17 protein-coding genes are annotated in these 15,221 nt (G+C 40.5%); 15 read left to right on the top strand and 2 right to left on the bottom strand.

Annotated elements, in window-relative coordinates:
• The first annotated feature begins 1 nt into the window (after nucleotide 1).
• The 15 genes from cobT (at nucleotide 2) to K8L98_RS12445 (ending at nucleotide 13,079) form a co-directional block, all read left to right on the top strand.
• A complete protein-coding gene (gene cobT / locus K8L98_RS12515; protein ID WP_223443015.1) occupies nucleotides 2–1,057 on the top strand; it encodes a nicotinate-nucleotide--dimethylbenzimidazole phosphoribosyltransferase in 1,056 nt (351 codons plus the stop codon).
• Between the two features lie 33 nt (nucleotides 1,058–1,090).
• On the top strand, nucleotides 1,091–2,080 hold the full coding sequence (locus K8L98_RS12510; RefSeq protein ID WP_223443012.1) for an ABC transporter substrate-binding protein: 990 nt from the start codon (nucleotides 1,091–1,093) through the stop codon (nucleotides 2,078–2,080).
• Complete coding sequence (locus K8L98_RS12505) at nucleotides 2,043–3,110, top strand: FecCD family ABC transporter permease (RefSeq protein WP_420828847.1); 1,068 nt, start codon at nucleotides 2,043–2,045, stop codon at nucleotides 3,108–3,110. Before K8L98_RS12510 ends, K8L98_RS12505 begins: the two co-directional genes overlap by 38 nt.
• Nucleotides 3,111–3,127: 17 nt before the next feature.
• A complete protein-coding gene (locus K8L98_RS12500) occupies nucleotides 3,128–4,471 on the top strand; it encodes an ABC transporter ATP-binding protein (protein ID WP_223443009.1) in 1,344 nt (447 codons plus the stop codon).
• Entirely contained in the window at nucleotides 4,455–5,414 is a 960-nt protein-coding gene (gene cbiB, locus K8L98_RS12495) for an adenosylcobinamide-phosphate synthase CbiB (RefSeq protein WP_223443006.1), read from the top strand. Before K8L98_RS12500 ends, cbiB begins: the two co-directional genes overlap by 17 nt.
• Nucleotides 5,415–5,418: 4 nt before the next feature.
• On the top strand, nucleotides 5,419–6,489 hold the full coding sequence (locus K8L98_RS12490) for a pyridoxal phosphate-dependent aminotransferase (RefSeq protein WP_223443003.1): 1,071 nt from the start codon (nucleotides 5,419–5,421) through the stop codon (nucleotides 6,487–6,489).
• Nucleotides 6,486–7,061 (top strand): bifunctional adenosylcobinamide kinase/adenosylcobinamide-phosphate guanylyltransferase, encoded by a 576-nt coding sequence (locus tag K8L98_RS12485; RefSeq protein ID WP_223443000.1) that lies wholly within the window; start codon nucleotides 6,486–6,488, stop codon nucleotides 7,059–7,061. The genes K8L98_RS12490 and K8L98_RS12485 overlap by 4 nt, the downstream gene beginning before the upstream one ends.
• Nucleotides 7,058–7,816, top strand: a complete 759-nt coding sequence (cobS, locus tag K8L98_RS12480) for an adenosylcobinamide-GDP ribazoletransferase (protein WP_223442997.1) — start codon at nucleotides 7,058–7,060, stop codon at nucleotides 7,814–7,816. The genes K8L98_RS12485 and cobS overlap by 4 nt, the downstream gene beginning before the upstream one ends.
• The gene (locus tag K8L98_RS12475; RefSeq protein WP_223442994.1) at nucleotides 7,768–8,385 is read left to right on the top strand and encodes a histidine phosphatase family protein; all 618 of its coding nucleotides are present in this window, start codon (nucleotides 7,768–7,770) and stop codon (nucleotides 8,383–8,385) included. Before cobS ends, K8L98_RS12475 begins: the two co-directional genes overlap by 49 nt.
• Nucleotides 8,337–8,744 (top strand): bifunctional adenosylcobinamide kinase/adenosylcobinamide-phosphate guanylyltransferase, encoded by a 408-nt coding sequence (locus tag K8L98_RS12470; RefSeq protein ID WP_223442990.1) that lies wholly within the window; start codon nucleotides 8,337–8,339, stop codon nucleotides 8,742–8,744. The genes K8L98_RS12475 and K8L98_RS12470 overlap by 49 nt, the downstream gene beginning before the upstream one ends.
• A 310-nt stretch (nucleotides 8,745–9,054) precedes the next feature.
• The gene (locus tag K8L98_RS12465; RefSeq protein ID WP_223443376.1) at nucleotides 9,055–10,335 is read left to right on the top strand and encodes an MFS transporter; all 1,281 of its coding nucleotides are present in this window, start codon (nucleotides 9,055–9,057) and stop codon (nucleotides 10,333–10,335) included.
• 133 nt (nucleotides 10,336–10,468) lie between these two features.
• Entirely contained in the window at nucleotides 10,469–10,810 is a 342-nt protein-coding gene (locus K8L98_RS12460; RefSeq protein WP_420828846.1) for an ArsR/SmtB family transcription factor, read from the top strand.
• A 24-nt stretch (nucleotides 10,811–10,834) separates the two neighbouring features.
• Entirely contained in the window at nucleotides 10,835–11,359 is a 525-nt protein-coding gene (locus tag K8L98_RS12455) for an SRPBCC family protein (RefSeq protein ID WP_223442984.1), read from the top strand.
• A gap of 127 nt (nucleotides 11,360–11,486) precedes the next feature.
• On the top strand, nucleotides 11,487–12,269 hold the full coding sequence (locus K8L98_RS12450) for a nucleotidyltransferase domain-containing protein (RefSeq protein ID WP_223442981.1): 783 nt from the start codon (nucleotides 11,487–11,489) through the stop codon (nucleotides 12,267–12,269).
• Nucleotides 12,270–12,398: 129 nt separating this feature from the next.
• Nucleotides 12,399–13,079 (top strand): GNAT family N-acetyltransferase, encoded by a 681-nt coding sequence (locus K8L98_RS12445; protein ID WP_223442978.1) that lies wholly within the window; start codon nucleotides 12,399–12,401, stop codon nucleotides 13,077–13,079.
• Nucleotides 13,080–13,342: 263 nt separating this feature from the next.
• Here the strand turns inward: K8L98_RS12445 and K8L98_RS12440 are convergent, their stop codons facing one another.
• Both K8L98_RS12440 and K8L98_RS12435 read right to left on the bottom strand, forming a co-directional pair.
• Nucleotides 13,343–14,674 (bottom strand): MFS transporter, encoded by a 1,332-nt coding sequence (locus K8L98_RS12440; RefSeq protein WP_223442975.1) that lies wholly within the window; start codon nucleotides 14,672–14,674, stop codon nucleotides 13,343–13,345.
• Between the two features lie 83 nt (nucleotides 14,675–14,757).
• On the bottom strand, nucleotides 14,758–15,054 hold the full coding sequence (locus K8L98_RS12435) for an ArsR/SmtB family transcription factor (RefSeq protein WP_223442972.1): 297 nt from the start codon (nucleotides 15,052–15,054) through the stop codon (nucleotides 14,758–14,760).
• Nucleotides 15,055–15,221: the final 167 nt, after the last annotated feature.

The following is a 15,221-nucleotide window of genomic DNA, read 5'->3' as shown; positions in this document are numbered from 1 at the left end:
AATGATTGATATTTATCAGCAGATAGATGCGATAGAGCCTGTCAGTAAACAAAAAGGGATTGAAGCATTAGCCTACATACATTCCTTAACAAAGCCAATGAACAGCCTTGGTGAAATAGAAAAAATTGCTGTGCAGCTTTCAGAAATCACAACTGATGTAAAACCTGAAGTATTTCCCCCGGGTGTAATCGTCTTTGCTGCAGACCACGGAGTAGCAGAGGAAGGGGTCTCTGCCTATCCTCAAGAGGTGACTGCTCAGATGGTAAACAATTTTCTGAGCGGAGGGGCAGCCATAAACGTTTTTACAAAACGGATAAATGGGTTACTGGAAATCGTAGATGCAGGAGTGAAAACAGATATTCCGGGAGTCCGTTCTGAAAAGATCGGCTATGGAACAAAAAATTTCGCGGTTGAACCTGCCATGACAAGAAAGGAAGCAATCCGTTCACTGGAATTGGGAATGGAAAGGGCTGAAGCTATGATAAAAAATGGCGCAAGGCTCCTGATCCTAGGAGAAATGGGCATTGGCAATACAACATCAAGCAGTGCCATTGCAGCCGCCCTGAGCGTGTTAAAGCCTGAGGATATCACGGGAAGAGGAACAGGAATTGAGTCGAAGCAGGTTGCTTATAAAGCCGAGGTTATTAAAAAAGCTCTAAATAAGCTGAAGCCTGACGCCAATGACCCGATCGATGTTCTTTCTAAGGTAGGCGGTTTTGAAATCGGAGCGATGACAGGCGCCATGCTTTACGCAGCATCTAAAAAAATTCCGGTTATTTTAGATGGATTTATATGCACAACGGCTGCGCTCGTTGCTTCAAAATTAAATCGGCATGTGCGTAATTATATGATTGCCGGGCATTTATCGGTTGAACCGGGACATCTTCATGTATTGAATTTGCTCGGGAAAAAGCCGCTGGTGTCACTGGGGATGAGGCTTGGCGAAGGTACCGGAGCTGTGCTTGTCTACCCGCTGATTGAAGCAGCCGCTGAAATGGTAAAAGGGATGGCAACCTTTGATACGGCAGGTGTATCAAAGGAACGTACAATAAAATAAAAAAGACAATTACATAAAAGGCGGAGAAAACAAATGAAAACATCTTTCGGCACCTATTTTCATCGTATTGCCCTAATGCTGCTTTTGCTGGCAGGAATTCTCTCGGGATGTACACAGGGAGAACAGACACAGCAAGCGAGCAAGAGCAAGGAACAAACACAGCAGGCTGAAAAAAAGGAAGAAGCTTACCCAGTAACAGTCACAGATGATGCTGGAAAAGAAATAACGCTAGAGGAAAAACCTGAGAAAATTGTTTCGCTGCTACCGAGCACGACTGAAATGCTTTTTGCACTTGGATTGGACAAGGAAATCGTCGGTGTCTCTGATTATGACAACTATCCCGAAGCCGTTTCAAAAAAGGAAAAAGTAGGAGCACAGGATCTTAATGCAGAGAAAATCATTGCTCTGCAGCCGGATGTAGCTTTTCTTCAGGAGTACCATGCCCAAAATCACGGGGAAATCATCAAACAGTTTGAAGCGGCAGGCATCAAGGTGTTTATTGTCGGCTCCCAAAATTCATTCGACCAGGTTTACAAAGCCATCCGCACTGTCGGGAAGGCAACAGGCACGTTAGATAAAGCAGACAGCATCATTGCAGATATGGATGCAAAAGTTAAGGCCATCAAGGAAAAAGCAAAAGCTGTCAAAGAAAAAAAACAAGTTTGGATTGAAGTCTCTCCACAGCCTGATATTTACACAACAGGCAAAGGAACGTTTATGAATGAAATGCTTGAAATGATTGGTGCGTCCAATGTAGCTTCATCTGAAGAAGGCTGGGTAAAAATGGACGAAGAGAAAATCGTCAGCAGCAATCCGGATGTGATCATCACCACATATGGCTACTACGTCGACAATCCAGCTGAGCAAGTTCTAAACAGAAGCGGCTGGAAGGAAGTAAAAGCTGTTCAGTCAAAGGAAGTGTTTGACGTAAACAGCGACATGGTGACTCGTCCTGGACCCCGTTTAGCGGATGGAGTTGAAGAGCTTGGAAAACTCATTTATCCAGATGTTTTCAAAAAATAAACATCAGTTTCTCATTTTATTTGCAGCAGTCTTTGCGATTTTCAGCATGATATCAGGAGTCTTTGTAGGGGCGGTAAATGTTACCGTCCCTGATATTTTAAACATCATTACTGGCAAAATGTTTCATCTTCAGCTGTATCAGGGAGAAAAAAGCACAGAAATGATTATTTGGGAGATCCGGTTCTCACGAGTTTTGCTCGCTTTTTTTGTTGGAGCCTCATTGTCGCTGGCCGGAGCTGCCTTTCAGGGACTGCTTCAAAACCCGCTTGCTGACCCGTATACAATCGGTGTTTCATCGGGAGCCTCTCTGGGAGCAGTTATCATTATCTTTTTTCAAATTCAAGTTACGATTCTGGGCAGTTTCACACTGCCGATCATCGCAGTTCTCTTTGGTATGATCACGCTGCTCATCGTCTTTGCTCTGACTCATTTGGCAAGCGGAAAGCTTACAAATGAAACCATTATCCTCGCAGGCATTATCATCTCTTCGTTCATCAGTGCGTTCATTTCCCTGCTGATTGCCCTGATTCCCCGTGAGGATATCAGTCAGATTCTCTATTGGATTATGGGAAGCGTTGCGATGAGAGGATGGGGGCATGTTCAATTAATCGTTCCATTTTTTGTTCTGGGAGCTGCGATCATTCTTTTCCATTACCGTGAACTGAACAACATGGCTTTAGGTGAACAGGCAGCCCAATTTTCGGGAATGAATGTAAAAAAGAAGAAAACGATTGTCTTGATTGCGGCATCCATTTTAACAGGAAGCGCCGTAGCTGTTTCAGGTGCGATTGGATTTGTCGGGCTTGTTATTCCTCATCTCGTCCGTTTGATGGCCGGATCGAATCACCGGTATGTTCTTCCGCTTTCCGTGCTGATAGGAGGAGGGTATCTTGTTCTCGCCGATCTGCTTGCAAGATCTATTATCTCTCCTAAAGAACTTCCGATAGGAGTCGTAACTGCACTGATCGGTTCGCCTATATTCACCTTATTGCTTGTCAAAAACCGAAAACAGAAGAAGGCACAACTTTAAAGGAAAGAAGGTTGCATATGCTGCACGTCAAAAATCTGACGGGAGGTTACGATGATAAAAAAGCGGTCATCAAGGATCTCTCTTTTTCCATTGAAAAAGGACGTTTTTTTGCTTTAATCGGACCAAACGGCAGTGGAAAAACAACGATTATCCGGTTAATTATGGGCGCTCTGCCCATTCACAATGGAGAAATCCTGTTCGATGCTAAGCCCCTTGCATCTTATTCACAAAGGGAACTCGCAAAAAAAGCGGCAGTTATGACCCAAGAAAATGAAGCAGGGCTGGATTTTTCAGTAGAAGAGATTGTCATGCTCGGCAGGTATCCTTATCAAAAAACGCTGTTTTTTAAAGAAAACACTCAGGCTGACTTGATAGCAGCAGAAACTGCCATGAAGCAGACTTCCGTCTGGGAGTACCGCAAACGCCCTTATCATTCCTTAAGCGGCGGGGAAAAACAAAGAGTGCTGCTTGCTAAAGCGCTTGCTCAGGAACCGGAACTGCTTTTGCTCGATGAACCAACGAATCATTTAGATGTGAAGCATACGAAGGAGCTTTTGGAATTACTGAAAAAATTGCAGAAAGATATGAATTTGACCATCCTCGCCATTTTGCACGACCTGAATCTGGCATCCCTCTACGCCGATTCGATCGGATTGCTTAAAAAAGGAGAACTGGAAGGGAAGTATGAGGGACTTCATCTGCAAAACGAGAATTCCTTTTCGAATGTGTATGAAGTTAAGCTCAATTTTACCTCTCATCCATCTGTTTCAAAAACCCAAATTTCACTTTCTCCTGAATATATGGAAGAAAAACCTGTAAATCTCTTGTCTGCTGTCCAAATTCAGCAAACAGAAAAGGCAGCATGCATAAAAATGGATAAACCTTTCAGAACACTATCTGCAGGGGCAGACGGCAAAGGTCTTCATTGGAGCAGGCAGTGGATTTTTTCTCAAGCAGAACAGGCTGAGACGGGAGAATCCATCTTTTTCTCAAGCAAACAGCCTTATATTCTGTGGTCTATCGATGCGAAATTGCCTAAAAAAGAGCTGCGTCAGAATTCGTTTATCGTAAATCAAAGCGGGTTCACATTTTGTGCCATAGTGTCTCATTCTCCTTATGACGGTAAAGTGCACGCCGCTATCTTGACGGATGCACCTCTGGACGACTCCGATATAATTAATTTGGCTTTAAAAATAAATGCTGTCAAATGCCGTGTTGAGAAGAACTTCGGAAAAATCGTGGTTGGCATGCAGAAAAAACAGCAAAATCAAGCTGATCAAGAACGTATCTTTGAAGCAGCCGAAGAACTTCTGCAGACGGCTTTAAAAAGGCTGGAAACTCCTAATGCAGCCTTTCGCTGAACAAACTGTCCTGCTCATTTTGATGAGTGTGATGCTCGATCTTATAATCGGCGATCCGAAATGGCTGCCTCATCCGGTCATTTTGTTTGGAAAAATCATCCGCACCACTGAAAAAGCATGGAATAAAGGAAGCACGAAAAAGCTTAAAGGCATTATTCTTGCTGCGTTCCTGCCTTTTTCTGTTTTCATTATTTCTTTGTTTCTGCTAAAACTGCTTTATGCGATTTCTTATCTCCTGGGAACTGCGATTGAAATCTATCTGATTTCAACGACCATCGCCATTAAGGGGCTGAGAGATGCAGCAATGGAAGTCTATCATCCTTTAAAGTCAGGAGATCTTTCCGAAGCCAGGAAAAAACTAGGGTTTATTGTAGGAAGAGATACTGACGGGCTTCTTTCCCCTGAAATTGTCAGGGGAACAGTAGAAACCGTTGCAGAAAACACAGTGGACGCCATAATATCCCCGCTCTTTTTTGCCATCATCGGCGGTGCGCCGCTTGCTCTTGCATACAGAGCAGTCAATACGCTGGACTCAATGGTCGGGTATAAGAATGAAAGATTTAAAGACTTCGGATTCGGATCGGCAAGGCTTGATGATTTGATGAATTTGCTGCCGGCCCGTATTTGCACTGTGTGCATGTGGCTGGGCAGTTATTTTATGAAAGAAATGAGAAGAAAGTACGCAATTTCCATCACGAGAAGAGATGCATCAAAGCATCCCAGCCCAAACAGCGGCTGGCCGGAATCCATGGCAGCCGGACTGCTCGGCGTTCAGCTGGGTGGAGTCAATATATATGGCAAAATTGTCTCAGAACGTGCAAGGCTTGGTGATCCGCTCGAACCTTTGTCTTTTATCCATATAAAAAAAACGATTCTTATTATGAACGGTGCCTGGATTCTTTTTTTGACAGGTTATTTAATCCTTTTTGGATTAGGGAGGTAAAAAAATGTGGCCACAGCACGGCGGGAAAACAGCAAGCATTAAAGCTGTTTTTAGAAATAAGGGAATTAACGAAAAAGAGTTCATCGATTTTAGTGCAAATTTAAATCCGCTTGGAACACCATCTATAATTCTAAAAGCTATGCAAGAAAGCATCGTTCATTCAAGCACTGTTTATCCTGACCCTGAGTATTCAGAAGAAAGAGCTATTCTGGCAGCATTTGAAGGGGTAAAACCTGAAAACATTCTTTTGACAAATGGAGGAGCAGAAGCTATTTTCCTTGTCACGAGTCTTTTTAAAAACGGGAAAGCGGGCATCTTTCAGCCCTCATTCAGCGAATATGAACGTGCCTGCCGCTGCCACGACATACAAGTGACAGATCTGAGTCATGAAGAGTTAAAGAAAGGTATCGGAAGGATTCAAAAAGAAGATGGTGATGTCCTGTTTTTGTGCAGACCCAACAATCCTACTGGAGAAATGATTTCTAAGGAAACCGTTCTAAACCTCCTGGATTCAGCTTCCCTGAATGAACAAGCAGTCATCATTGATGAAGCTTTCATCCATTTTACGGAGAGTGACGAAAGTCTTGAAAACCTGCTGCAGCACTATTCCAATCTCATCATCATTCGCTCGCTTACCAAAATATATGCAGTGCCGGGAATAAGGTCAGGTTACATATTGGCCAATGATTCTATTATCCAAAAACTTGAGGCCATATCTGTTCCATGGAGCGTCAATTGCGCTGCTCTTGCCATGATTCATGCTTTGCCGCATACATATGATCATTTGACAGAAACAAAAAAATGGCTGCAAGCTGAATGGAAGCAGCTGAGAACGAAACTTCAAGCTTTAAACTTCATCGTTACAGAATCTGTGGTCAACTTTTATTTATTAAAAGATCCGCTGCTTGATAATCATGAGCCCCTGCTGTTATTTCTTGCAAGGGAAGGAATCCTCGCCCGGCATACGATGAATTTTCATGGCATAGAAGGGTGCTCTGTCCGCCTCGCAATACGGACAAGAGAAGAAAATGAAAAACTGCTGACTGCCTTAAGGAAATGGAGAAATCCATCATGATTACCTTTATATCAGGGGGAGCACGGTCCGGGAAAAGCAGTTTAGCAGAAAGAATGGCATTGGACGAAGTTAGAGATGAGTTGCCTTACTATATTGCAACTGCAGCTAATAATACTGGAGAGGAAATGGCTGAGCGGATTGAGATGCATAGAATGGACAGGGGAGAAGCATGGGAAACCATTGAAGAACCCTATAATATTGATGATGCACTTCATCTCCTTCCAAATAAAGCTGTTGTCATGATTGATTGTTTGACCGTCTGGACCAGCAGCTTAATGTTCAGTAAAAACCTCTCACCAAAAATGATTCTGAAGCGTTTAGAAAGGACATTATCCATTGCCCGGAGAAAAGAACTCTGCCTTTTCATTGTGTCTAACGATGTAAATGAAGGAATTCCCATTCAAGACAGACATGTTGCAAACTATATAAGCTGTCTAGAAGATTTACACAAATTCACTGTCAGAGAAGCAGACACAGTACTTGAAGTAATCTGCGGAATTCCAGTCGTATGGAAGATCAATGGCGTCCTGAGCAAAAATGTTTCAATGATTTCAACTGGAGGACAAGTATGAAAAATATGGTTTATGGAGCGATTCTTGCTCTGCAGTTTCTTACAAGGTTTCCTCTCCCGGTGAATTGCTCTATGGATCATAATACCCTTAAGTGGGCCTTGCGGTTTTATCCCTTTGCCGGTTTGGCAATAGGAGGAACACTCTATCTCATTTATAATTTATTGAATGGACTCCTGCCCCTTTATATGCTCACACTTATTCTTCTCACTCTGTGGGTTTTCCTGTCAGGAGGCCTCCATTTAGACGGTGTCATGGACGTGGCAGATGCCGTTGGTTCAAATGGGAGCACAGAAAAAAAGATTGAGATTTTAAAAGATTCGCGCGTAGGGAGCTTTGCAGTGCTGAGCGTTATCTTTTTGCTGCTTTGGAAAAGTGTGCTGTTGTATGCAGTTTTAGATTCCAGTGAAAACGAACTGTTTATAATAGCCATCCCCATGATGGCCAGATTTCAGGCTTTATTGCAGCTTTTCGTTTTTCACCCTTTCCAAAACAAGGGAATGGCGCATTACTGGAAACAGCATTTATCCATGCGGGACGTGATTATCGCTGCCTGCTGGGTTCTGCCATTTGCAATCACACAAGTAACGCTAATTATTTTGTTCAGCCTGCAAATCTGCTTTTCCTTTATCTTCGGAAAATGGGCTGTTAGACAGTTTCAAGGAGTAAACGGAGACACAGTTGGTGCATCAATTGAGGGGGCTGAGTTATGGAATCTTGCCGTTCTTTACAGCTTATTCTTATTCGGCATAGTATGACAGAATGGAATAAAGCAAAACGATATTTAGGCCACACGAATCTTCCTGTACTAGAAGATTCGTTAATAGAGTACGAACCTCTTAAAAAATACATAATTCATAATCATCCTGAAGCCGTTTATTCGAGCGATTTACTCCGGTGTCAGCAGACGGCAGCATTTTTGTTCCCAGAAGTGTCCATTATAAAAGATCCGCGCTTGCGCGAAATCAGTTTCGGGGTTTGGGAAGGCAAAACATATGAAGAGTTAAAAAATGACCCGCATTATTCCTGCTGGCTCGATAACTGGGAGATAACCAGCACGCCCGGCGGAGAAAGCGGCATGGCATTTCAAAAACGTGTTTCATCTTTCTTATCGGAAATCCTCAAATCGAACCTCAGAAGCGCAGCTATTATGACTCACGGAGGGGTTATCAGAAAAATCGTTTCTGACCTTGTTCCTGAAGCTGCATTCTGGGACACTTCTGCGCCTTTTGGAAAAGCGATCGTTCTTGAGTTAAAAGAAGAAAGGAGGAAATGGACATGCATCTCATTATTGGTGGAGCCTTCAGCGGGAAAAGAGCCTTTGTGAAAAGTAAGTGGCAAGATGCCACTTGGATTTCAGCATATGAGGGGCAGCATTTGCTGCAATGGCAGGAGGAAAATGCTTCGAAAGCACCGCTTGTTTTCGAAGGATTTGAACAATGGATAATGGAAGACAACAGGGATGCTTCCAAATTGAGAGAAGACTACCGGCTTTATTTGAAAGCAGTACTGGAGCTTGAAAAGGAAGTCATCTTGATCATGCTGGAAACGGGAAAAGGCATTGTTCCCATTTCTGCAGAGGAACGGCGGATGAGAGACCTTTTAGGCTGGATTCAGCAGGATGCTGCAGCATTGTGCAACGACGTTTACCACGTTTGGCATGGAATGGCGAGAAAAATCAAATAATCATTTAAAGAAAGGGCTGAGCCCTTTTTTTGTTTCAAAAAAATGAATATCTATTTGTTTATAGAATCGTATATAATTTACTCTGAATCTTCTCAGGTTCTCTTTTTTAAGAAAAAAGAAAGAGGGGTTTTAGGGAAAGGAACAGAATATAAATGACGAATGATTCTGGGAAATGACATTATAATTAAAAAGTGTCTGTTTTTTTCTAGGTCTGAAATGATATATGAAAGGGGAACATGTAAGATAACGAATTTTAAATTTATCGCATCACTTAAGTACTAATTTTAATAGCTGGAAAGGCATGATAAAAATGGAAAAAAACATATCTGAAGCTTTGCCCGCGCAGAGTAAGTCTTCAGGAAACTTATTTAAAAACAGGATCGTGCTTGCGATCATGGGCTCTAACTTTTTACTGCAGCTCGGCATCTGGATCAGAAACTTTGCCATCTTATTATACGTAACTGATCTTACCAACAATGATCCAGTGTATGTATCCCTTATATCAATTGCAGAGTTCGCACCGATTTTTATTTTTTCTATTATCGGAGGAACATTTGCCGACAGGTGGAAGCCCAAACTCACTATGGTATGGTGTGACGTCCTTTCGGCGGTATCCATCTTTGTCGTTCTTTTAACTTTGATATACGGTTCTTGGCATGCTATCTTCTTTGCCACTTTGGTTTCTGCGATCTTGTCGCAATTCTCGATGCCTTCTGCTATGAGACTATTAAAGCAGCACGTACCAGAAGATCAATTACAATCTGCAATGGCTATTTTCCAATCCCTGATGGCTGTTTTTATGGTCATCGGTCCAGTCATCGGGACACTTGTATACCAATCATATGGCATCTACACCTCAATCATTGTAATGGGCGTTATGTTCCTTCTATCAGCTGCCGTTTTGACGTTCCTTCCGCGTGATCTTGAAAAAGCCAAAACAGAAGAAGAAACAAGCTTCAAGAAAGAACTGGCAGACGGCTTCCGTTATGTTATCGGGAAAAAAGTTTTGACTACAATGGGCGGCGTTTTTGCTGCCTGCGGTCTGGCAGTCGGGTTAATTTCTCCGCTGATGATTTTTATTACAATCGAGAATCTTGGATTGTCCAAGGATTATCTACAGTGGCTGATCATGGCGAACGGAATTGGAATGCTTGCCGGCGGCGGGATTGTCATTGCCTTTTCTAAAAAGATCTCGCCTCAAAAGCTGCTCGCAATTGGTATTTTTGCCAGCATGATCTTTACCATCAGCATCGGCTGGTCAACAAGCTTCCCGCTGACGATTGCCCTTGAGCTGCTGAACGGATTCTTTTTCCCGTGCATCCACATCGGAATCAATACTCTGATTCTTAAAAATACAGATGAATCCTTTGTCGGCCGAGTGAATGGTGTTCTTAATCCATTGTTTATGGGAATGATGGTTGCCGGTATGTCACTCTCAGGCCTTCTCAAGAATCCTCTGACTTTATCAGGCGTTTTCACGGTTTCAGGGTTGTTGTTCTTAATGGGAACTCTGCTGATACTCCCGCTATTTAAATTAAAAGAAAATACAATGGTTTCTCAGCAAGTTGTGAAAGTTGGAGAAGAAAGTTAACGTTTTAAAGAGAAAGTGCTCCCGAAAATTCGGGGGCATTTTTTATGTGCTAAAAAAACTCAATTTCATTTAAATATTCCTTTACAAGAATATTCCTTTTAGGGTATATTAAAAACAGAAAGGAGAATGAATGATGGGCATCAACATTACAGCAACTTTGCAAGCACTTGCAGAGCCCAATCGACAGCGAATTGTAGAATTATTGCGTGATGGTCCGCTTACGGTGGGTGAAATTGCTGAACGGCTTCAGCTTCTTCAGCCGCAGACGTCCAAACATCTCCGTATTCTCAGTCAGTCAGGTCTTGTAGAGGCAGAGGCGGCTGCCAACAGGCGAATTTATAAGCTGCGGCCGCAGCCATTTCAGGATCTCGAAGGATGGCTAAATTCATTTCAGCGACTCTGGCATGACAGATTTGACCGTCTTGATGACTATTTGCAGGAATTAAAGGATAGCGAGAAGAATGACAAAGGGTAAGATTAAAATTTGGGAGGAATTAGGATGTCAGCAAACAAAGGGATTGTAAATATGACTTCACGTGTTGAGGGCAAAGAACTAATAATGGAAAGAACGTTTAATGCACCAAGAGAGCTTGTTTTTAAAGCATTCTCGGATTCTGAACATCTGGCCAGCTGGTGGGGACCGCAGGGATGGAAAACAGAAAACAAAACGTTTGAATTTAAACCAGAGGGTGTTTGGCACTATTGCATGCGCTGCGAGGATAAAAACCAGGGAGACTTTTATGGTATGGAATCATGGGGCAAAGCTACCTACAAAGAAATTGTTGTCCCTGAAAAAATTGTTTATGTCGATGCTTTCTCAGACAAAGAAGGCAGCACATCAGATCAAATGCCTGAAATGATTATTACCATGGTGTTTGACGATCAGGGCGAAAAAACAAACCTCACGATCCGCTCCCAATTCTCTTCAGAAGAAGAATTAAAGAAGATCGTTGAAATGGGAGCTGTACAGGGTATGTCTTCTCAGTTTGACTGTTTGGATGAAGTTCTTGAGGAATTGAAATAAGAAGGTTAAGGGGAAGCTGTAGCGGCAGCTTCCTTTTCGTTTTATGGAAATAAAATTAAATACCATTTAGACTATGAAAAAAGCTCATGTATACTTAAAAGAAAAAAACATTAGGGTGAATTCATCAATGAGGGAACAAATTCTGGAAGTCCTTAAAGAAATTGAAGAGACACATCAAGTGAAAATTCTTTATGCATGTGAATCCGGCAGCAGAGCCTGGGGGTTTCCTTCAAAAGACAGCGACTATGACGTAAGGTTTATCTATGTACATAAAGCAGAGCACTATCTGAGCATTGATCCAATTGGAGTCGGCTCCAATCGTGATGTCATAGAACGTCCGATAAATGACCTCCTGGATGTTTCAGGCTGGGACCTGACTAAGGCATTAAAGCTTTTCCGAAAATCAAATCCGCCTTTAATGGAGTGGATGAACTCACCAATTGTTTATTATCAAGCTTATTCAGCAATGGATAAAATCACTGATATGCAATCAGAGGTATTCACCCCCCATTCAGCTATTTATCACTATTTGAACATGGCGAGCAATAACAGCCGGAAGTACCTGCAAGGGGATACCGTTAAAATTAAAAAATACTTCTATGTACTCCGGCCTTTACTTGCAGCGAGATGGATTGAAGTAAAAGGCGAGTTTCCGCCAGTGGAATTTCATGTCCTCATAGAAGATATGCTGCCTGATGGAGTGCTGAAGAAAGAAGTATTAACTTTGCTTGAACGGAAGATGATTGGAGATGAATTAGCTAGAGAACCTAAAGCTGAAGTTATAAACGAGTTTACAGATTCTGAAATCATTAGACTTAAAGAGTACGCGAAACAGTTGAACTTAAAGAAGGAAGATCCTACTTCTAAATTAAACGGTATTTTCAGGGAAACGCTTAAAGAGGTTTGGTGAAGTTAAATTCCATGTTAATTCTATGACAGATGAAGAATGAAACAGGGAAGAAATTAGAGCATTCATATAATAAAATAAAACAATACATAGTTAAATCAGTGTAATTTTTTTGAAAGAAGGCAGGTAAGTATGGAAATTAGATGGGAAGAAATCACAGGTAATCATTTAGATCATTTAGATGAGGTTTTCAAACTTTACAACACTACATTTCCGTTTGAAGTAAGAGAACCAGACACCATTTTTTTAAAGAGCTTAGCCTATGCAGAAAAAGAAAAGCATAATAATTTTCGTTTCATAGCGGGGTTTGAAGGAGAGGAGCTTGTTTCCTTTGCTACTGGACACTATTTGGCTGATGTTAACTCAGGTTTTATCGTTTATATAGTCACTAATCCTGCTGTTAGAAGCAAAGGATTAGGTGCCAAAACACTATTTAAAATGGAACAATTATTAAAAGAAGATGCCATACGAGCGGGAAATTTATCACTTGAATCATTAATCCTGGAAACAGAAACAGAGGAAATGGCCCATACGGCGGAAGAAAAAGAAGACTGTGTAAAGAGAAAGACATTTTTTGAAAGAAATGACTACAAACTGTTAGAAGAGGTTCATTATCTGCAGCCTCCGCTGCATTCTGGTGACAACAGCATCCTTTTGAATCTTTATTTAAAAACCTTGCAAGAAACCGAAATAACTCTTAAAGAGGTTAAAGAAATTATTAGAGCTATGTATAAAGAGAAATATGAAAAAGTAAATGAGATTGATAAAAGTATGCTTAGCGGTTGTTTGGAAAAAATGGGATTGATCCATTAATTCATTTATATGAAATCCAGAAAAAGAAAAAAAACAATGAGACTTCAAATAAACCCTACTTCTATAAAAAATTCGTTTAAAAGCGATCCAGAAAAACAAAAATGAATAAAGAAAAAGCCAAAATTGGCTGTTTCTTTCCTTCGTCGTAAAATGACCTGCAAAAAAAATATAATTCCATTAAATCTCGAACTCGAGGTCCCTTGAACTATTATAATGCAAAATAATCATGAATTTGACTCTAATTAAGTCAACGTCAATCTGTCTTATTTTGCATGTACTACTTTTGAATGAGCGGCAGATAGCTTAAACAATAGCAGGAAATGTACCCCCAGCAAAAGTGAGATTAATATAAAATTCAAACTGTAGCTGTTTGTCGATTCCATTATTTTACTTGCTGCTGCTGGACCAAATGCCATACCTACAAAATTTAACAAGTTATATAAACCAAGACCCACTCCAATTTTAGATGCATTTAAAGTTTTGGGTATAAGAGTGTTCAAGGATACTTGAATAGCAGAATAGCTCATAAACGTTAAAATTACTGCAATCAGAATAACAAAGAGGTTCGCATTTGGAATTAAACCTAAAGCCAGGAAACCAAAAATCATTATGGCAGAGGCTACATAAATCATTTTTATATTCCCTACGGTTTTTATAGCTCTTCCTGTTAAAATACTAGACACTATACCAAATAATGAGGCAATAAACAAAGCAATACCTATTAAAAATGGTGTAAGTCCATTTTTTTCAACTAACAGCAATGGGAGAAGCAACAGATTTGCACATAGAGCAACGTTTATGATGAAACCAATCGTTATTAATCGCAGAAAAGGTTTATTTTTAAATAATTCAAAGTCAATGAAAGGATGTTTAGCTTTTGTCATCCTAACTTTAAATAAAAATAACAGGACCAAAGAAAGAACAAACATTATACCGTTAATATTTACTCCTAATAAAACAGTTGCAATTAACGCAAATAATAAAATAGAGCCAATGAAGTCAAAATGAAAGGGTTCAGACGAATGATTTGCGTCGTCATTAGGCATAAATTTCATTAATAATCCTATACCGATAACAGAAATCACCATAACCAGAAACAGATACGGCCAACCAAGCGTATTTGTTATCGCACCTCCAATTAATGGTCCAATACCAACAGCTAAAGCGATTGAAGAACTAATCATGGCTAATGCTCCAGGCCGTTTATCTGGCTCAAACATTTTTGCCACTGATACCATGCCAAGTGCAATAAAGGCAGCTCCGCCACTTGCTTGCAGAAGTCGAGCAAAAATGACAAATTCATATGATTGATTTATAAAACCAATGACTGAACCTAATATAAATAAAATAATGGCTATAATTAAAAGTTTTTTCACACTAAATCGATCAGCTAATTTTCCATAGACCATTGAGCCAATTCCAACAACCAGGGAATAACCTACTACAATCCAACTTGCTTTTGAAGGACTAATTGATAAATCATTGGAAATATCGGCTAATGCTACATTAAACAGGACAGCATTCACAGGTCCTAACAATACGATAAAACACAATGTAAAGAGCAGCCATTTTGAATTGATTACTTTTTCCTTCAAATGAAACACCTCAATATTTATTAATTGATTAGATAGTTTTAAAACTTTAGAACTAATGATTAAAAATTAAGGTTTTTCGGCTTCTATAAAGTTGCCAAAAAACCTGGTAAAAATGCTTGAAATGTATCCTCCTTTAATTTAATAAATTTATATTGACCATCACGTCCAACATCAACTAAGTCAGCCTCTACCATAATTTTTAGATGGTATGAAACATTTGACTTGTTCATTCCAATTGATTCTCCAATTTCTCCACATGAATTATTATTTTTATTTTTATCATGATAAAGATAGCGGATGATTTCAATGCGCTTGACCTCTGATAAAGCTTTAAATATCTTTACACGTTTTTCATCTAGGTTAACTTGTTTGAATGTCATGAAACTATCATATTGTTTGATATTAATTTTGTCAAGGAAGTTGTAAAATATCCAAAAAGGAAATGAGAAAAGAGGGAAAGGGTTTAATCTCATGGCAGCTTCAATTTCTCTAGGTTTTGCAATTGGTCCCGGATCTTGTCAACATTCCAATCACCGGTCGCTGCAAA

Source organism: Metabacillus dongyingensis, from assembly GCF_019933155.2.
Lineage (GTDB): Bacteria > Bacillota > Bacilli > Bacillales > Bacillaceae > Bacillus_P > Bacillus_P dongyingensis.
This window is presented reverse-complemented; position numbering and strand designations above follow the sequence as displayed.